Annotated in this window: 18 protein-coding genes and 1 pseudogene; 3 read left to right on the forward strand and 16 right to left on the reverse strand. The window is 41.0% G+C overall.

Annotation, left to right across the window (positions count from 1 at the left end; genetic code table 11):
• Positions 1-77: 77 nt before the first annotated feature.
• From KP78_RS16190 to KP78_RS16210, 5 genes are all read right to left on the reverse strand, one after another.
• On the reverse strand, positions 78-590 hold the full coding sequence (locus KP78_RS16190) for an adenine phosphoribosyltransferase (protein WP_041090402.1): 513 nt from the start codon (positions 588-590) through the stop codon (positions 78-80).
• Positions 581-2,941 carry a single-stranded-DNA-specific exonuclease RecJ gene (gene recJ / locus KP78_RS16195; protein ID WP_041090403.1) on the reverse strand — a complete coding sequence of 787 codons (2,361 nt, stop codon included), beginning with the start codon at positions 2,939-2,941 and terminating at the stop codon, positions 581-583. Before recJ ends, KP78_RS16190 begins: the two co-directional genes overlap by 10 nt.
• Before the next feature lie 106 nt (positions 2,942-3,047).
• Positions 3,048-3,404 carry a LapA family protein gene (locus tag KP78_RS16200; RefSeq protein WP_041090404.1) on the reverse strand — a complete coding sequence of 119 codons (357 nt, stop codon included), beginning with the start codon at positions 3,402-3,404 and terminating at the stop codon, positions 3,048-3,050.
• Positions 3,405-3,735: 331 nt separating this feature from the next.
• Positions 3,736-6,000 carry a protein translocase subunit SecDF gene (gene secDF / locus KP78_RS16205; RefSeq protein ID WP_041090405.1) on the reverse strand — a complete coding sequence of 755 codons (2,265 nt, stop codon included), beginning with the start codon at positions 5,998-6,000 and terminating at the stop codon, positions 3,736-3,738.
• Between the two features lie 131 nt (positions 6,001-6,131).
• Positions 6,132-6,464 carry a post-transcriptional regulator gene (locus tag KP78_RS16210; RefSeq protein WP_052474887.1) on the reverse strand — a complete coding sequence of 111 codons (333 nt, stop codon included), beginning with the start codon at positions 6,462-6,464 and terminating at the stop codon, positions 6,132-6,134.
• Positions 6,465-6,575: 111 nt separating this feature from the next.
• On the opposite strand from KP78_RS16210, the gene spoVB reads away from it, so the two are divergent.
• Positions 6,576-8,117, forward strand: a complete 1,542-nt coding sequence (gene spoVB, locus KP78_RS16215; protein WP_041090406.1) for a stage V sporulation protein B — start codon at positions 6,576-6,578, stop codon at positions 8,115-8,117.
• Here the strand turns inward: spoVB and KP78_RS16220 are convergent.
• Positions 8,112-8,771 carry a DUF421 domain-containing protein gene (locus KP78_RS16220; RefSeq protein WP_052474888.1) on the reverse strand — a complete coding sequence of 220 codons (660 nt, stop codon included), beginning with the start codon at positions 8,769-8,771 and terminating at the stop codon, positions 8,112-8,114. The genes spoVB and KP78_RS16220 overlap by 6 nt on opposite strands.
• A gap of 94 nt (positions 8,772-8,865) precedes the next feature.
• On the opposite strand from KP78_RS16220, the gene KP78_RS16225 reads away from it, so the two are divergent.
• A complete protein-coding gene (locus tag KP78_RS16225; protein WP_041090407.1) occupies positions 8,866-9,258 on the forward strand; it encodes a TIGR04086 family membrane protein in 393 nt (130 codons plus the stop codon).
• A 27-nt stretch (positions 9,259-9,285) separates the two neighbouring features.
• Here the strand turns inward: KP78_RS16225 and yajC are convergent, their stop codons facing one another.
• From yajC to safA, 10 genes and pseudogenes are all read right to left on the reverse strand, one after another.
• On the reverse strand, positions 9,286-9,552 hold the full coding sequence (gene yajC, locus KP78_RS16230) for a preprotein translocase subunit YajC (RefSeq protein ID WP_041090409.1): 267 nt from the start codon (positions 9,550-9,552) through the stop codon (positions 9,286-9,288).
• A 35-nt stretch (positions 9,553-9,587) separates the two neighbouring features.
• Positions 9,588-10,727 carry a tRNA guanosine(34) transglycosylase Tgt gene (tgt, locus tag KP78_RS16235; RefSeq protein WP_041090410.1) on the reverse strand — a complete coding sequence of 380 codons (1,140 nt, stop codon included), beginning with the start codon at positions 10,725-10,727 and terminating at the stop codon, positions 9,588-9,590.
• Between the two features lie 15 nt (positions 10,728-10,742).
• Entirely contained in the window at positions 10,743-11,768 is a 1,026-nt protein-coding gene (gene queA / locus KP78_RS16240) for a tRNA preQ1(34) S-adenosylmethionine ribosyltransferase-isomerase QueA (protein WP_041090411.1), read from the reverse strand.
• Positions 11,769-11,807: 39 nt separating this feature from the next.
• A complete protein-coding gene (locus KP78_RS16245; RefSeq protein ID WP_041090412.1) occupies positions 11,808-12,014 on the reverse strand; it encodes a DUF2905 domain-containing protein in 207 nt (68 codons plus the stop codon).
• The gene (gene ruvB / locus KP78_RS16250) at positions 12,011-13,015 is read right to left on the reverse strand and encodes a Holliday junction branch migration DNA helicase RuvB (protein WP_041090414.1); all 1,005 of its coding nucleotides are present in this window, start codon (positions 13,013-13,015) and stop codon (positions 12,011-12,013) included. The genes KP78_RS16245 and ruvB overlap by 4 nt, the downstream gene beginning before the upstream one ends.
• Before the next feature lie 33 nt (positions 13,016-13,048).
• The gene (gene ruvA, locus KP78_RS16255; RefSeq protein WP_041090416.1) at positions 13,049-13,660 is read right to left on the reverse strand and encodes a Holliday junction branch migration protein RuvA; all 612 of its coding nucleotides are present in this window, start codon (positions 13,658-13,660) and stop codon (positions 13,049-13,051) included.
• Positions 13,661-14,209: 549 nt separating this feature from the next.
• Positions 14,210-14,524, reverse strand: a complete 315-nt coding sequence (locus KP78_RS18785) for a BofC N-terminal domain-containing protein (protein ID WP_052474889.1) — start codon at positions 14,522-14,524, stop codon at positions 14,210-14,212.
• Between the two features lie 198 nt (positions 14,525-14,722).
• Positions 14,723-15,250 (reverse strand): YhcN/YlaJ family sporulation lipoprotein, encoded by a 528-nt coding sequence (locus tag KP78_RS16265; protein ID WP_041090418.1) that lies wholly within the window; start codon positions 15,248-15,250, stop codon positions 14,723-14,725.
• A 55-nt stretch (positions 15,251-15,305) separates the two neighbouring features.
• The gene (locus tag KP78_RS16270) at positions 15,306-16,286 is read right to left on the reverse strand and encodes a phosphotransferase (protein WP_084220120.1); all 981 of its coding nucleotides are present in this window, start codon (positions 16,284-16,286) and stop codon (positions 15,306-15,308) included.
• Positions 16,287-17,337: 1,051 nt separating this feature from the next.
• Positions 17,338-17,490 (reverse strand): annotated as a pseudogene (gene safA, locus KP78_RS21265) (SafA/ExsA family spore coat assembly protein); the annotation flags it as partial.
• A gap of 138 nt (positions 17,491-17,628) precedes the next feature.
• Between safA and KP78_RS16280 the strand changes: the two are divergent.
• The gene (locus tag KP78_RS16280; protein WP_041090425.1) at positions 17,629-18,165 is read left to right on the forward strand and encodes a transcription repressor NadR; all 537 of its coding nucleotides are present in this window, start codon (positions 17,629-17,631) and stop codon (positions 18,163-18,165) included.
• The last annotated feature ends 30 nt before the right edge of the window (positions 18,166-18,195 follow it).

An 18,195-nucleotide genomic window follows, 5' to 3' on the forward strand; every position in this document is an offset into this window, starting at 1 on the left:
GCGGAGAATAGCGAGGAATGTCATGGTGGGGTAAAACTAGAAAGAGAGTCCCTGCTCATGGGACTCTCGATTTTATATTAATATTGCATTAATGTAAGCACATCATAACCATCTAGTTTTTCACGGCCATCTAAATAAGTAAGCTCAATTAAGAATGCAATACCAGCTACAATACCTCCTAGTTCTTCCACTAGCTTAATTGTCGCTTCGATCGTTCCACCCGTAGCAAGAAGATCGTCTGTAATAAGTACACGCTGACCAGGCTTGATGGCATCACGGTGAATCGTCAATACGTCCTTGCCGTATTCTAAGCCGTAATCGACTTTAACCGTTTCACGAGGAAGCTTTCCATCTTTACGAACAGGCGCAAAGCCTACTCCAAGTGCATATGCTACTGGGCATCCAATGATAAAGCCCCGAGCTTCTGGTCCAACGATAAGATCAATATCTTTATCTTGCGCGTAGCTTACAATCTGATCGGTTGCATATCGATAAGCTTCTCCGTTATCCATAAGCGTTGTGATGTCTTTAAAACGAATTCCTTCTTTAGGCCAGTTTTCTACGATGGTTACATATTGCTTTAAATCCATACCTTTTCCTCCTCAAGTCGCTTCGACCATTTCGCATGCTGATCGAACCAAGTCTTCAGCTGCTGAAATGACGAATATAGCAAATCCTGCTCCATTTCAGACAATTTCTGTTTTGCCTGGTAAGCGGGAGAATGAGAGAGATCACGTTTTTGAACAGACTCGTTCATGATAATCACTCCATCCTTTATTCTAACAAACTCAAGTTCAAAAAACACCTTCGACATAAAATTTATTGTCTCTCGTGTCCATCCTTTATGATTTGCTAATGCATCTCCATTTTTCCGAAGATCAAATTCGCTTCTTTTTAACAAAAATCCATAGTACCACCCGAAATGCTCTCTGGTTGGAATCGTCGTGAAGAATTGTGGATCCTGTTGGTAAAAATGAGCATATATTCGGTTTGGCTGCTCTTTAGATAGTAATGATGTCAGCGCCTCAACATCATTAGGTAAATCAAGCAGGACGATATTCTTGTTTTCGATGGAATGTTTCTTTGCCTGCTCTGCATTTTCAATAAAAAGAATACGGTCAGGTGCCGTTTCCTGTTCAAAATACTCCATCGTTGATGTATGAAAAGCAATAAATTCTTTTTGAGGAGGTAAAGATGCCAGCCATCTTTTTGGCTGCCGTATTCCCCGCACATCAAATAATTGCCAATGTTTCACCTTAATGTCTTTAATAAAGAGCTGTGGTTTTCTTGTGTTATTCCATTCATTGACTGAAAGTTCTCCTAGGACGTCAACGCGCGCGATTGGTGATAAATGATCAGCAATCTCTCCTAGGTGAAAACCGATTCCATCCAGAGTAAACTGGTTTTGTTCCAGCGTAATCTTTAGATGGTTCTGATTCGCACCTATTTTACGGATTGAAGCAATGGATGCTTCTTCAATCACAACCTTAGGCTTAGGGTTCTTCATTCCAAAAGGTGCAAGCATCTGAACCTGAATAATAGCATCCAAATCAACATCTTCTAACATTGTGACTGTGTCTACATTCGTAACAGGTATGAAGTCCTCTGGAGACATTTTTAATGCTTGTTCATTCAACCGGTTCCGCAACTCATCAACATCCTCTGTTAATAGCGTCATCCCTGCAGCCATTGGATGACCTCCGAAATGAGGCAGGATATCCCTGCATTCGGATAATTCTTCAAACATATTAAAACCAGCAATACTTCTCGCAGAACCCTTTGTTTTTCCTGTTATCGGATCAGAACAAAGGATAATGACAGGACGATAATATCGGTCCACAAGTCTAGAAGCAACGATTCCTACAACCCCTGGATTCCAGCCTTCCTTGACTAAAACCAATACACGGTTTTCATTCGGAGAGAAAGTCGACTCGACCTTTGCAATCGCCTCTTCAGTGATACTGCTAACGATCGCTTGACGTTCTTTATTCATCGCATCGATTTCAATCGCAAGCGCTTCTGCTTCCTCTGGGTCTGCTGTCATCATTAATTCCACTGCGGGGTCGGCGTCAGATAACCGCCCTACTGCATTAATACGCGGACCCAGTACAAAGCCTACCCCTTCTTCATCGAGCTCCGCTACAGCGGAACCAGCAATCTTGCAAAGCGCGTGTATTCCTGTACGAGTTGTTTGTCTTAGTACCTTAAGCCCTTTTTTGACTAAAAGGCGATTTTCTCCTTGCAATGGAACGAGATCTGCGATCGTACCAATGGCTACTAAATCTAGCAAATCCAAAGGCGCTTTCCCAAGAAGTGCATGGGCAAGCTTAAACGCAACCCCTACACCAGCAAGCTCCCGAAAAGGATAATCTCCATTTGGATGATTAGGATGAATGATTGCGAATGCATCAGGCAGCTCAGGACCAGGTTCATGATGATCTGTCACAATAAGATCAACGCCAAGCTCTCTCATCACAGCTGCTTCATGAATACTTGAGATTCCGTTATCTACGGTGATAATTAGTGACGTTCCTTGCTCGACTGCAAAACGAAATGCTTCCTCGTTTGGTCCATACCCCTCTGTAAAGCGATTCGGTATATAAAATTCAACATTTGCCCCCAAACGCTGCAGGGTACTTAGTATGACCGAGGTACTTGTTACTCCATCCGCGTCATAATCTCCATATACTAAAATCATTTCCTCATTTTCAATTGCTTGTTTGATTCGATGAACCGCTTTGTCCATATCCAGCAATAAAAAAGGATCGTGAAAATCTTCATTTTCTATCTGTAAGAAAGAACGGGCAGAATCAATTTGATCCATTCCTCTCTGAACTAACAGGGTTGCTACAATCTTTGGAATTTGCAAACCTGCTATCAAGTTTTGTATCTTCTGTTCATCCGATGGTTTAACCATCCAGCGTGTTTTTGGCTGTAACATCCTCTCACCTCTTTAGCGATTCTCATTATACATGAGCATGCTACTGCTTTCAATGAAGCTTATAGCAGTCAAAAAGAAAAGCGATGAAAAAATCTCCATCGCTTTTCTATTCTATATTAGCTTCCTTCTGTAATGGTTCAGGAGCAGTTTTATTCGGTTTATTATTCTCTATATTTATTGTGCTAGACGATGTTTTTTTCATCTCAGCAAGCTGATGATTCAAGCTTTCATTTTCCTGCTCCAGTTTCTTCACCTTACGCTGAGTAACAAATAGTCTAAAAAGACCGACCGAACCAACAATTAAGCCTCCCATTAATACTGAGCCTACTATAACAATAATAAGCGGAAGCTCCGGTGCAGCAAATCCAAAGTTAACCGTTACTGCATCAACATTAATCACTGCAAAAATTGTCACAATAAGTGTAAAAATAATACCGACAATCAATGTCCATTGATACTTCATAATAGATACCTCCTTCTAATTACCCATAAAAAGCAGTTTCTTTTTTAGTACCCTTTACGTAATAGCTGTAATCCTTCATTTATTTTTCGCTCTTTTAATCCTGCCTGTTGATTTCCGCTACAGGTGTTCGCTTTCCGCCGGCTGTCCGACGCTCCTCGGCTCATGACACGCCAGTGAGGTCTCCCTTTGACTCACTTTTAACGAGGAAGTCTCACGCCCTACATTCAATCAACATCGTGTCAAAAACGGCAAATATCTTTAACATAGCTTTCATATATAAAAAAGCCAGCAGCTGAAATCTTAGCTTGCTGGCAATAGAAAAACAATTAAATTACACAACGGGTTCGTCCGTCCATTCTTTCTTTTCTTTATACGTTATAAGCGTGCCTTTTTTCTTCAACTCGCGTTTTTTCAACACATACCAAAGCTGAGCTGCAATGAAGATGGAAGAATACGTACCTGCGATTAACCCGATCAATAAAGCGATTGAGAAATTCAAAATAGAAGTTGCACCGAATAAGATCATGGCAACTACTACGAACACTACCGTTATCACTGTATTAACGGAACGGCCAAGTGTTTGACGAAGTGACTTATTAACAATTGTCGCAATTTGTTCACTTGTCTCGATTTTACGTAGTTTTCTAAGATTTTCACGTATACGGTCAAAAGTAACGATTGTATCATTAATCGAATATCCGATGATGGTCAGTACAGCAGCAATAAACGTAATGTCTACCTCAAGCCTTAGTATACTAAATACTGCAACGATGAAAAACGCATCGTGTAATAGAGCCAAAACGGCTGTTAAGGCCATATATATTTCAAAACGAATTGTTACATATAAGATGATCCCAAGGGATGCAATCGCCAGAGCATACAATGCATTTTTGGCAAGCTCTTCACCAATGATTGGATCTACAGTCGAAATGGTTGGTTCTGTCCCATATTCTTCTTGGAAATAGGCCTGTAACCCAGCAACCTCACCTTGATCAAGCGCTTCCGTGAAACGAGCCACACCAATCTGCTGATTATCACCAGAAATCACAATATTGTTTGAGGATAGACCAACAGCTTGAAGATCTTCCTGTATTTGCTCTTCAGTGATCGATGTATCCATCACTACTTCCATTCGAGAACCACTTGTAAAATCAATCCCTAGGTTCAAACGGAAAATCATTATAATACTTAAACCGGCTACTATTAACGCCGTAGACAGGATAAAGAATTTCTTGCGGCTTCTAACAAAATCAAAACGATCAAACCTTGTAGGTAATTCAAGCGTATCCATTTGATCTGCCGATTTATTGATTTGAGAAGTTTTGACGCCAAACCAGCCTGGTTTATTATCTAAGAACCCACTGTACACCCATAGATTCATAAACAATCGTGTGCCATAAACCGCTGTGATGAAACTTACCGCAATACTGATAAGCAGCGTTGTGGCAAAGCCTTTAACAGAGCTTGTACCAAAGGCAAATAAAACGACCCCAACAAGCATGGTGGTAATATTTGCATCAAAAATTGTCCATAAAGATGAACGACTTCCTTCTTTATACGCTTCACGTACTGTTTTCCCTACCTTCAATTCCTCTTTAATCCGTTCGTACGTAATAATGTTGGCATCAATCGCCATCCCTACACCGAGAATAATCGCCGCAATCCCAGGCAGCGTAAGGACGCCATTTAACCAATCAAATACTAGAAGAACAAGGTAAACATAAACCGAAAGCGTTAGGACCGCAATAATACCTGGGAAACGATAAACCAGAATCATAAACAAGAAGACAAGTGCACTTCCAATAATTCCAGCGAAAACGGTCTGATCCATCGCCGTTAACCCAAAAGATGCACCTACAGAAGTCGAATACACCTCTTCAAGCTCAACAGGAAGAGCACCTGCATTTAATAAGTTGGCTAAATTTTGTGCTTCTTCAATTGTAAACGAACCCGTAATGGTTGCAGTATTTGTATTTAATACTTGTGTCACTTCCGGAGCTGAAATGTATTTAGGGTTTTCTTTTAGCATTTCTTCACGATAAGAGTCCCCTTCTTCATAATCCAGCCATATGACAAGACGGTTGTCAGGACGCCCTTTTGATATGATTTCTTGGGTTACTTTACCAAACTGTCCTGCATCTTGAAGCTCAAGCTGAACAATAGGACGGTTGTTACTATCAAACGTCTGGCTGGCTCCTCCTTCTACCAGATCAGAACCGCTCAATTTGCTATTATCATCCACGTCCCGAAACGTCAGATTGGCTTCGGTTGATAAAATCTCACGTGCCTGATTTTGATCCTCTACACCAGCTAGCTGGACGCGTATGCGATCTCCATTCTCCACTTGAATAATTGGTTCACTTACACCAAGAACGTTTACACGCCGGTCCAGCGCTTCAGCAGTATCAGCTACAACCGATGGTGTGATTTCCTGACCTTCTTCAGCTGGTTTTACTTGATATAAGACTTCAAAGCCACCTTGAAGATCTAGACCGAGCTTAATATTACCCAGTATTGTTTGAGTCGTGAGCCCCGTGGCGCCACCGATTAAAATAAGCAATAGAAAAAAGGTGACTAACCGACTACGTTTTACCATTATGTATATATCCTCCTTGGAAACTTAGAAGCATTTTGTAGATAATGAATGATTTTTGGAAAAGCGTTTAATTCCAAATTCATTATGAATCAGTTAGAAATAAGTGTCAACGAGTTACTTGCACAGGGATTTCATTCATTTGAATTTTTTTTGTCGTTCAGTTGACCATGCAACAGTAATTGAAGCTCTTCATCATTCAAATCAAGTGACATGGAAGAAGTTTTATATTCTTTTTGTGTTGTATAGTTCATAAAATCTCCCGGCTTAATAGATAAAATATCACTTACCATTTCATGCAACAAAAAATCGCCTGTTCTTTTTTTCCATTTCTTACTGACTAAATAATCCCATAATTCATTCATTGTCACCGTGTCATAGCCCAGAAGAAGAAGCTCTTGCTCTTTACTTTCAAGTGCAGGACCTACCTCCCGCAAAGCCTCATTCAACGACATATTCTTATTCATCATTTTCCCCCTACGGCAGGTAAGCCTAATATTTTCGTCATAGGCTTGCCAATATCATGCATATGGTTAATTGTACCGAATAAAGTTAGATTTGAGAAGGTGGAGAGTCAAATGTCTGCATTTATTAAAGGAACATTGATCCTCATTATAGCGGCAATGATCACAAAGGTTCTTGGCTTCGTCCACCGAATGGTGCTAGCAAGACTTGTCGGTGAAGAGGGTGTAGGCCTCTATATGATGACATTTCCCACATTAATGCTCGTTATCACCATCACCCAGCTAGGTCTGCCGATTGCCATCGCAAAGTATGTATCAGAAGCTACAGCCAAAAAAGACGAAAAATTTGTTCAGCGTATACTTACTGTTTCACTGTTAATTACAGGGTCTCTCGCTGTGATTTTCACACCTATAATGTATGGGCTTGCCCCTTATTTGACCAGTACTCTTTTCGCAGATGAACGCACCTTCTGGCCGTTCATTGCCATTTTACCGATCGTTCCCATTGCCGCATTGTCTGCTGTATTAAGAGGCTATTTTCAAGGAAGGCAGCAAATGGGCGTTACAGCCGTCGGACAAATTATTGAACAGCTAGTCAGGCTTGTACTCTTATATGCATTCGTAGGTATGCTGCTGCCAATGGGGATTGAATTCGCAGCAGCAGGAGCCATGCTTGCATCAATTGCTGGAGAACTGCTATCTCTCGGTTATTTATATTTTCACTTTAACCATTCAAAAAGAAAAGCAAAACGAAAGAGTCTCTCGACAGGAGAGCTCCCAAGTTTTAGTCACACAGCCAAGCTGCTGCTGAGTATAGCCCTTCCATCCACTGGCAGCAGAATGGTCGGTTCCATTGCATGGTTTCTGGAACCAATTGTCGTCATGAAATGCTTAACAATTGTTGGTTTTACAGCCGTCATGGCAACAAAGGAATATGGGGTGTTAACCGGATTTGTACTGCCAATCTTGTTGCTTCCCTCTTTTATTACCGTATCATTAAGCACAGCTCTCGTCCCTGCAATCAGTGAAGCAAAGGCAAAAAAACAATTTACCACAGTCGAGCATCGAATACAGCAAGCGTTGAGGATATCTCTCGTAACAGGCGGACTTTTTTCTATTTTGCTATTTTCACATGCCTCTGTACTGCTGGAGTTATTGTATCACTCTACAAAAGGGACAAACCTGCTGCAATTTATGGCGTTACTCTTTCTCTTTTATTATTATCAAGGTCCGCTTCACGCCGTTCTCCAAGCTTATGAAGCCGCTGGTGCCGCCATGATCAATAGCATTATTGGCGCTGTAGTAAAGCTTGCTGCCATGACCTTTTTCATGTTGCAGCCTGGGTATGGGATTACGGGAGCTGCCATTGGCATCATGATCGGGTTAGTTGTCGTGACATTGTTACATTTTTTCACGATGTTAAAACTCGTACCCATCAAGATTCCTTTTATACAATATATGGCTGTGATCATTATTATGGTATGTACCTATTTTATACACACCACTCTTTTTCCTTCATTACTTCCAGAAGAGTGGCAAAACCCATTAATCTCCATAGTGGTTCTTATAATAAGCTACGTCATTCTAGGACGTATTTGTCAGGTAATAAAACGTGAAGACTGGGCATTTGCTTCTAAGTGGCGGACAAGGTCATGACGACTTGGTTGAGCCGCTTATGTACCATTTACCATCTTCAAACGAGCAGAAAAAAAGCTTTTCAGGATTCGGGTATCCTTGATTCAACAATTCTTTTCTAAGCCACGGCTCATCCTTTTGAATTCTTGCTAAATGGTCATACTGAATTTCACCATCCATAATGAGAGGCAGTGAGAGTTCACCTTCTCTCCTTCCCTTTTTTAATACTGTTAAAATCCCTGAGGGCTCAAGGATGGCAAAATCAATTTCCTGCAAATCAAAAATATTTTTTTCTCGAAGCTGCTGCATTAAATCATCAATATTATAACGATTTCGTTTCATTTCCTTTTTGATGATTTCACCATGACGAATTAATACAGAGGGGGTACCATCAACTAAATCACGAAATGGTTTGTATTTAAGGGAAATAAAAGACAAAAAAACCTGCACCCCCATCAATAGCATCATTGGGTAGATGGCATCAAACATCTTCATATAGGGGTCTTCTATCGCAAAGACAGCGACCTCAGCAATCATCATAAAGACGATAAGATCAAGTAAGCTTAATTCACCGACTTCCCGCTTTCCCATTAAGCGAAATATAAGCAAAATGATCCCATAAAGTACCAATGTCCTAAACCCAGTGACAAGATAAATGTCTAGCAATTCATTCATTCCTTTCTTCACCGTTTTCTAAAGTAGTATGACCTTTCTAGTGATTGATTACCCGTTGAGAAAACAGTGCCTTGGCTAAAAAAGGAGGAGTACGATGTCTGCTTGGTATCAAGTTGGAAAAGGAATTGCATTTGGATTGTTGATCATCATGATGACGGTTTTGGTCACTTCTTTTGCTGCTGCAACGATCCTGTCTCTTACCCCCATCAAGGAACTCGATATGGCTCACTGGCTTGAAGGAGTGACATTTATCATTTTGTTAATCGGCGGAATGGTAGGAGGGGCTGTATCAAAAAGAAAGGGATTAATCGTGGGATTAGTTATTGGCCTCACTTTTTTTAGTGTCTCATTGCTGCTATCAAAAGAACAGGGAATAGATATCTGGCTTTCTTCTTGGCTGAGGGGCGTACTGATCCTCTTTATCAGTATGGTTGGGGGAATTGTCGGCATTAATTTATTTGGCGGACAAAAAGAGAAAAAGGGATAATCATAAATGATTATCCCTTTGTTTTTATTAAAGTGATTTTTCTAAAACTTCACGCACTGCGTTACGGTCAAATGTTAGACGAGTTCCGTCGCCACATTTCAAAATGACCTTACCTTCGTCAATGCCATCGATAATGCCGTGAAGGCCACCAATCGTTACAACTTTATCACCTTTTGCCAAACCTGTTTGCATTTCTACTACTTTCTTTTGACGCTTTTGCTGTGGACGAATTAAAAATAAGTACATCAATCCGAACATCAAAATAAGTGGTAGTAAAGTAACTAACGTTTCCATATTGTTCTATTTCCTCCTTCCTGCCGTTCCATCTATTAAAAGTTTTTTGCATTCGGCTGGTTAAAACCGTATTGTTCAAAAAACTCTTCCCGGAAATCTCCAAGACGATCTTCTTTGATCGCTTGTCGGACTTGCCCCATTAAGTTTATCAGAAAATGAAGATTATGATAAGTAGTAAGTCTAATTCCGAACGTTTCTTCACATTTTATTAAATGGCGAATATACGCACGACTATAATTTTTACACACATAACAGTCACAATTCGGATCAAGAGGTCCAAAATCCCTTGCATACGCTGCATTTTTCACAACAAGTCTTCCTTCACTTGTCATTAACGTCCCGTTTCTTGCTATACGGGTTGGAAGTACGCAATCAAACATATCGATTCCTCTGATCGCACCATCAATGAGTGAATCTGGAGATCCAACACCCATTAAGTAACGTGGCTTATCTGCAGGCAGCCAAGGTGTAGTAAATTCAAGAACGCGATTCATTACGTCCTTAGGTTCTCCTACTGAAAGGCCTCCCACCGCATAGCCTGGGAAGTCCATAGCCACTAAATCCTGTGCACTTTGTTTTCTCAGCGCTTCATATTCACCGCCCTGAACAATGCCAAACAAGCCTTGATCATGCGGGCGGGCATGTGCGGCAATACAGCGTTCTGCCCAACGTGTTGTGCGTTCCACAGAATCTCTCATGTATTTTTCTTCCGCTGGGTATGGTGGACACTCATCAAATGCCATCATAATATCTGATCCGAGTGCGTTTTGAATTTCCATTGCTTTTTCCGGACTTAAGAACAGCTTATCTCCATTAATGTGATTACGGAAATAAACACCCTCTTCTTCAATTCGTCGGAATTTACTTAACGAAAATACTTGAAAACCACCTGAATCAGTCAGGATTGGTCGATCCCAATTCATAAATTTATGCAAACCGCCTGCTTCTTTTATAATGTCATGTCCTGGACGAAGCCAAAGGTGATACGTATTACTTAAAATGATTCCTGCTTCCAGTTCTTTTAGATCTTCAGGTGACATTGTTTTAACCGTTGCCATCGTTCCTACAGGCATAAAAGTAGGCGTTTCAAATGAACCGTGCGGTGTATGGACAATTCCAAGTCTCGCACCGGTTTGTTTACATGATTTAATATGCTCATATCGAATTGCGCTCACGATAGAGTCTCCCTTCTATTTGATCAGCATGGCATCGCCAAAGCTGAAAAAGCGATAGTTTTTTTCCACAGCTTCCCGATAAGCGGAAAGTGTGGCTTCTCTTCCTGCCAGTGCACTAACCAGCATAATCAGTGTTGACTTCGGCAGATGAAAATTCGTAATTAAAGCGTCAACAGCTTTAAATGTATATCCTGGATAAATAAATATACTTGTCCACCCGTTTGCTTCTGCAAAATGTCCATTCTCGGTAGCGATCGTTTCAAGTGTACGTGTAGAGGTTGTCCCAACAGTGATGATTCGCCCGCCTTGAGCTTTTGTATTATTTAATAGTTCGGCTGTCTCTTTTGACATCTGATAGTATTCACTGTGCATATCATGATCTTCAATAGAGTTCACGGATACAGGGCGAAACGTTCCTAGCCCAACATGGAGAGTGACAAAAGCAATTCTTACTCCTTTGGCGTGAATGCGTTCGAGCAGCTCCTCCGTAAAATGAAGACCTGCTGTCGGAGCTGCTGCTGAACCACGCTCTTTTGCAAATACTGTTTGATAACGATCTCGATCATCAAGTTTCTCTTTAATGTAAGGCGGAAGTGGCATATCTCCAAGCTGGTCTAACAGCTCATAGAAAATGCCCTCATATGAAAACTCCACTACCCTGGCTCCCTGCTCTCCAATGGATTTACAGGTTGCCTTTAAACGACCATCACCGAAGCTGATCACTGTGCCAACCTTTAAACGTTTCGCAGGCTTTACAAGTGTTTCCCATTGATCTCCTTCACGCTGCTTCAAAAGAAGCAGCTCAATGGTCGCACCTGTATCCTCTTTCTGCCCAATTAAACGAGCAGGCAGAACTTTTGTGTCGTTTAGAACGAGGCAGTCTCCATCATTTAAATAGTCGATTATTTCAATGAAAGACTGGTGTGACACAGCTCCTGTATGCTTGTCCACAATCATCAGCCTGCTTGACGTTCGGTCCTCTAAAGGAACCTGTGCAATCAGTTCATCAGGTAAATAAAAATCAAAATCCTCTATCTTCACTGCATTCACCCTTATTCTTTCTTTATAATTCGATTACAACTATCGAAAACGTCCAATCACAAAAAAGATACCCGTTAAAATAAGACTAACGACAATCGATGTCACGATTGGAAAATAAACCGTCATATTTTCTCTTTTCACTACAATATCCCCAGGCAGCTTGCCCAATTTAACAAACTGCATCACAAAGCCAATGATCAGGATAACCGCTCCTATGATCATTAACGTTTTTGGTAAACTGGTCAATTATTTGGCACCTCCAACTGAAAGTGATGATACACTAGATCGGTTACCACTCTTCCCCTCGGTGTACGCTGCAGAAAACCAATTTGCAGCAAATATGGTTCATATACATCTTCAATTGTTGAGGACTCCTCACCTATACTTGCAGCAATCGTATCAAGTCCAACAGGACCGCCTCTAAATCGTTCAATTATGCCCAGTAAGAGCTTATGGTCAATATGATCAAGTCCAAGCTGGTCAACCTGTAATAGTTCAAGCGACTCCTGTGCTAAAGAGAAGGAAATCTCTCCGTCCGCCCTTACCTGCACATAATCCCGAACGCGTCGCAGAAGACGATTGGCAATTCGAGGTGTTCCTCGAGAGCGTCTTGCAATTTCACAAGCACCTGCAGCATCAATTTCAGTATTAAAAATTTGTGCTGTTCTTTTGATGATTTCGACTAGATGATGCTCCTGATAGTATTCAAGGCGGCTTAATACACCAAAACGGTCACGGAGCGGTGCCGATATTGCTCCTGCTCTGGTCGTCGCACCTACCAATGTAAAAGGAGGCAGGTCCAGCCGAACGGATCTGGCACTTGGACCTTTTCCGATAACTATATCTAAGCAAAAATCTTCCATCGCAGGATAAAGCACCTCTTCTATCGCACGCGGAAGACGATGAATTTCATCAATGAATAATACATCTCCTGGCTCTAATCCAGATAATATAGCCGCCAGATCACCAGGTCTTTCAATTGCAGGGCCTGAAGTAGTCCGCATGTTTACTCCCATCTCATTTGCAATAACTGCAGCAAGAGTTGTCTTCCCAAGACCGGGTGGACCGTAAAGCAATACGTGATCCAATGTTTCTTTTCTTTTCAGCGCCGCTTCAATAAAGATTTCCAGATTATTTTTTACCTGATCTTGGCCAATATAAGATTTGAGGGTTTGAGGTCGAAGGGACTGCTCAAGGGATTGCTCATCCATATTTTCTGATTCACCTGATACAATACGGTCTTCCATGAGATCCCTCCTTTTAAATGGTGCCGTTTTTCACTACGAAAGCTTCAGCATCAGCTGCAAGCCTTTTTTTATATATTCGTCTGTAGAAAGGGACTCTTTCTTCAAAACAGGCTCAATTTTTTTCAATTCTCTCTCAGAATAGCCTAGTGCTTTTAATGCTAGCAGCGCTTCTTCCATTTCATGCCATTCGGAAAGATTCGCTTTATTTGGATCCGCAAATAAATTCGGAAAATAATCCGGTACAACATCCTGAAGCTTGCCCTTTAGGTCAAGAATCATTTGTCTAGCCGTCTTCTTGCCAACCCCAGGGAACTTCGTTAAAAACGTATCGTTTTCGTTTTCAATCGCCTGAATTACCTGCTCTGGTGCACCAGCAGCCAGGATGGCAAGTGCTCCTTTTGGTCCAATTCCCGATACACTTAAAAGCTTCATAAAAAGAAGCTTTTCTTCCATGGTCGGAAAACCAAATAACGTTAACTGATCCTCACGTACATATTGATAGGTGTATATGGTGACCAATTCACCTTGCTTTGAAGACATTACAAAAGGATTAGGCATAAATAATTGATAGCCTATTCCTTGATGATCAACCACTACATACTCTGTCGATATTTGTGCAATCTGACCTTTTATGTATTCGTACATTAATTTCTTCCTTTCAAGTCCAAACTCCATTGTATCATATTATGCATGAGTAAAGACATTCATACAACGAAGTTAAGGAGAATCATACAGCAAAAAATAAATAGAAACGTCCGTTCTTATTTTAACATAAATCCGTTGTATCTTCTTAAAAATTGGCTATCTTAAAGATAATGGTTAATTTTTGCACGATATTGATTGGAGCGGAAGGTGCGAGACTGTTGTGTGGAAAAGCGAATCAAAGGGAGACCCTGCAGGCGCATAGCTAGGCTGCTGAAAAAGTCGCTCATTTTCAAACTCGTAAAATCAATTCCCGAAATAACATTAATTTTACAATTGATTGCGGAATATAACCACTACATTATTATGAAAAAAGGGAGATAAAGCGGGGATTAATTTTTCGCTGTTTTTGAAAACCTTACTTTTTCAGTGCCCTCCGCACAGCGCCGAGGAGCGTCGGACCGCCCGCGTAAAGAGAACACCTGAAGCGGAAATCAACAGGTGATTTTAACAGAGTAAAGAAATAAAAACAACCGATCCGTTTGTCGGTTGTTAATAGAAAGATGAGCTATAACCGCTTAGTTCTAACAGTGGTGACCATTCTTCTGTTTTGGTACGAAATATTACCTTGCCTTTAGACATATCTACAAGCTGCCAGTCTTGATATTTAGCCCAGAAATCCTCCATTGCTAGTATCTCTTCATTGTTCACTTCAAAGGCCTTATCACCGTCCTCATAATAGGTAATTAAGGTTACTTCAACGGTCTGTGGCCCAGTTGGCACTGCCGCTTTTATTAGAAACGCAGTACTGCTAAACAATATACAGGCTGCTAGTATACAGGCTCTGAAGATTATTGTACTATTCATGAGCATCACACCTCCCTCTACCGGGTAGTGTGGTTTTATTTTGAGAAGTTATTCATAAAAAAATGATTAGCTAAATATTGTTATCTACATGTAAATCAAATTTTGATGCCTTTTATTATCTTATCTTCAATGTGATAATAAGCTGGCATAGATGATTACGACAGCTTTTTCACTATTAACAAAAGCATATACTCTTGACTAGACTTCTGTCATCAGCGCCTTTAAATATTCCATATTTTCATGCTCCCATTTTTCATCATATCCTGAGCGAAGACCGTTATCTAATGACTGGGCAACTCGATACGCGGCTTTATCATCGGATACAAAAATCTTATAGTCACCGCCAACCCGATCTTTTAGAACCTGTATCATTTCATTTTGAATGGAACTAGTATGATTACGAAGGACAGATGCAGCAACCTCCTTATTATGAACAATTACTTTCGCATCCTTTACTCCATCTATTTGATTTAATGCCTCCGTTAATTCGTCTGAAAATTCACCTTGATGGATTTCATTTCTAGCGTTCGATTCATCAGCCATAAAGCCGTCCATTTCCGTAAGATCTTGTTTAGAATTTTCATTATATCGTTCATCATTCCAATTTAAAAGGGGTGTTGCTTGATTGTCTCCCGAGACTCCGACATCCGCATTATCTGATTGATCCGCACAGCCTAACAGCAACAGGCCAACCATAAAAAACATCATCCACGCATATATTTTCATTCATTTTCCTCCTAAGTGGGTTGTCTCTAGCGTGTGAGGAAAACGGGTTATTCATTCAAACAGAAAGCTTTCTAATTCTTGTCAACACATCCATAACAAATTTTTTTCTCTGGTGGATCTGCTTTACACTTAAATTGTTTAGATAGGATAGGAAACGGAGGTCATTCTTTTCCTTTGATTCGATAAAACGGTTCCATTCTCGGTAAACATCCCCAGGATAAAGTAAACCCGTTAAAAAGACCGGACAATCTTTAAAATCAGCAATGATCGCATGGTCAAATAACAGATCGATTTGCCATCCAATTGATGGAAGCACTCGATTAGCCCATTGTACATACTCAATGATGGGATGAGAACGGCTAGCAAGATCAAAATCAATTAACGCAACTCTTGATTTATTAATAATAAAATTATGATGTGCAACATCCCCATGAACAAGATAACCATGTTGAAGGCCGGTGTTTTTCTCCAATAGAGATAAACGAGTTAGTGATTCAACCCCAAGGCTGGTATAGTACTGAATGATTGAAGATGGAAGAAATTGCATTAAAGATGCCTTATGGGACTGCCACTGATTAAACCTTCTCTGCCATCGCTCGATCCATCTTTCCTCAGGAAATTGAATCAATATTTTTTTCGGCAATAATTGAGATAATTGGTGAAACTGGTGAAGCATTTGTAACACTTGATTTCGTTGTACACTCATACGATAGTTAACTGCATCACCTTCCATAAATAGGAAAATTAAATAATACTTTGAATCAATTTCGATTAACTCTTTTCGATTCCACCTATGTAGATATGGTGCGTTTTGAAAAGAGTTCTTTTCTAATTGGAAATGAAGATCACGGATGCGAGCTGCAAGCTTTCTATCCGTATACCCCTTAACAATCCACTTCTCTTCCCCTGTCATCCATTTATAGACATTTTTCTTAATTGGATAAAGTTCATTATTCTTTATAGAGTTCTTTGTTAAAAACGAAAGAAGACGAGACATCTCGTCTTCTTTTGATTGATTATTCCAGTCCATCTTCATCTAACCGCGGAACCATATATGGCATTTGTCCAAATGGCTGCTGCATATAACCTGGACCCATTCCCGGCTGGCCATACATTGGCATATACCCTTGACCTGGACCCGTTCCTGGTTGCCCATACATTGGCGTATATCCTTGACCTAGACCCATTCCTGGTTGGCCATACATTGGCGTATATCCTTGACCTAGACCCATTCCTGGTTGGCCATAGGAATGGGACATATACCCATGATCCATTCCTGTTCCGTACATTGGCTGCATGTATGCATGCTCCATATCTGAGCTATCCATTGCATGCATATGGTGTGCCATTTCCGGATTAGCATGAAATGGCTGTGGTTTTACATATGGAACGGGCTGCATATATTGTTGTTGTCCCCCGCATCCACAAGATTTTTTTGGCGGTATTCCCATTGCGTTCGGCTGTTGAGGATAAGCGGTTGGATGTTGGTATGCATGGTGTTCTGGTGATTCATCATAGTGTGCCGGCATTGGCATATACTGCGCCCCCTGCACTTGTGGAGCGTACATTCCTGGACCCATTGATGCAGGAGCTGCAGGAAAAGGAAAAGGTCCCCACCCCGCTCCAGGCATCACTGGTGTAACTGGAATACACGATGGATCCATCATTGGCATCATTCCTTCTTGTAAATATTGTACTGATGGACCTTCTTCCATCATAGGTAAAACAGGCGGCTCTTCCACACCTTTTACTGGAGCTTCTGGCATTGGTGGTGCTGGAGGTGGTGGTGGTGTTAGTGCTGGCTGCGGCTGCGGCTGCGCCTGCAAGAGATGAAGATTATACGTTTGATAAATATCCACCTCCGGTTGCATCATGATTGGCTGAGGTGCTGGCTGCGGCTGGAAATGAGGCATTATTATTTGCGGCATTGGCTGCGGCACGGGTTGCGACTGCGGTACTTGTGGTGCTGGCTGCATTTTCGGCAATATATATTCTGGGTAAGCTACTGGAGGCATAACTGAAGGTTTGTGTTCTTTGAAGGGATGAGAAATTGTCGTTTCCTTTACCATCACTCCCTTATTCCCTTTACCTTCTGACGGCACTTTTATTTTCATTCCTGGCATGATCATATCCGGATTAGATAATTGTGTATTTACAGCCTTTAACTCTTCAAAGGATACATTATATTTCTTGGCGATTGTCCAAAGTGAATCACCTTTTTGGACGATATGGATTTTCACATATTTCCCTCCTTCATGGCTCATTCCCTATATCCTATGAATGGCTTTTCTTTTTGCCACGATTAATTACAAATGGGCTCATCAGCTGCTCTATGATACAATAGCGACAAACTGTGAATGAAAGAGGTAGAGAGATTAATGCCAAGGAATAAAAAAATAAACGGAGAAAGTAGAAGAGAAGAGATTTTAAAAACATTAAAAGAATCCCAAAATCCCATTACAGGCAGCGAGCTTGCGCGCCAAACAAATGTTAGCCGCCAGGTAATTGTAAGTGATATAACCTTATTAAAGGCGCGAGATGAACCGATCCTTGCCACCAGCCAAGGATATCTTTTTATGCCAGCAGGGCCACAAACTAAAATCAGCCGAACGATCGTGTGCCGCCACACGCCAGAGCAAAGTGAAACCGAAATGATGATCATTGTCGAAGCAGGAGCCTTAATAAAGAATGTTTCGATTGAACATCCGGTGTATGGGGATCTGACTGCATCTATGATGCTCTCTTCAAAAGAGGAGGTTCAATCATTTTTAAAGAAAATCTCTGATACTGATGCTTCATTTTTATCAGAGCTAACTGGAGGGATTCACCTTCATGAAATCGTGGCAGATCAAGAAGAGACCATTCAAAGAATAGAGGATCGTTTATTTAAAGAAGGGATTTTGATTCGTGACTAAAAAAAGCATTCGAACTCGCCACTTCGGCTA

It is taken from the genome of Jeotgalibacillus soli (assembly GCF_000829435.1).
Taxonomy (GTDB): domain Bacteria; phylum Bacillota; class Bacilli; order Bacillales; family Jeotgalibacillaceae; genus Jeotgalibacillus; species Jeotgalibacillus soli.

What these genes read in the sequence shown, in the direction of transcription:
- spoVB (WP_041090406.1), top strand. Translation starts at nt 6,576, where the DNA reads ATGTCTGCATTTATTAAAGGAACATTGATCCTCATTATAGCGGCAATG.
- KP78_RS18785 (WP_052474889.1), bottom strand. Translation starts at nt 14,524, where the DNA reads ATGAATAGTACAATAATCTTCAGAGCCTGTATACTAGCAGCCTGTATA.
- KP78_RS16265 (WP_041090418.1), bottom strand. Translation starts at nt 15,250, where the DNA reads ATGAAAATATATGCGTGGATGATGTTTTTTATGGTTGGCCTGTTGCTG.
- yajC (WP_041090409.1), bottom strand. Translation starts at nt 9,552, where the DNA reads ATGGAAACGTTAGTTACTTTACTACCACTTATTTTGATGTTCGGATTG.
- KP78_RS16200 (WP_041090404.1), bottom strand. Translation starts at nt 3,404, where the DNA reads ATGAAGTATCAATGGACATTGATTGTCGGTATTATTTTTACACTTATT.
- KP78_RS16280 (WP_041090425.1), top strand. Translation starts at nt 17,629, where the DNA reads ATGCCAAGGAATAAAAAAATAAACGGAGAAAGTAGAAGAGAAGAGATT.
- KP78_RS16270 (WP_084220120.1), bottom strand. Translation starts at nt 16,286, where the DNA reads ATGAAGATGGACTGGAATAATCAATCAAAAGAAGACGAGATGTCTCGT.
- ruvB (WP_041090414.1), bottom strand. Translation starts at nt 13,015, where the DNA reads ATGGAAGACCGTATTGTATCAGGTGAATCAGAAAATATGGATGAGCAA.
- KP78_RS16190 (WP_041090402.1), bottom strand. Translation starts at nt 590, where the DNA reads ATGGATTTAAAGCAATATGTAACCATCGTAGAAAACTGGCCTAAAGAA.
- KP78_RS16225 (WP_041090407.1), top strand. Translation starts at nt 8,866, where the DNA reads ATGTCTGCTTGGTATCAAGTTGGAAAAGGAATTGCATTTGGATTGTTG.
- KP78_RS16220 (WP_052474888.1), bottom strand. Translation starts at nt 8,771, where the DNA reads ATGAATGAATTGCTAGACATTTATCTTGTCACTGGGTTTAGGACATTG.
- secDF (WP_041090405.1), bottom strand. Translation starts at nt 6,000, where the DNA reads ATGGTAAAACGTAGTCGGTTAGTCACCTTTTTTCTATTGCTTATTTTA.
- KP78_RS16210 (WP_052474887.1), bottom strand. Translation starts at nt 6,464, where the DNA reads ATGAATAAGAATATGTCGTTGAATGAGGCTTTGCGGGAGGTAGGTCCT.
- ruvA (WP_041090416.1), bottom strand. Translation starts at nt 13,660, where the DNA reads ATGTACGAATACATAAAAGGTCAGATTGCACAAATATCGACAGAGTAT.
- recJ (WP_041090403.1), bottom strand. Translation starts at nt 2,941, where the DNA reads ATGTTACAGCCAAAAACACGCTGGATGGTTAAACCATCGGATGAACAG.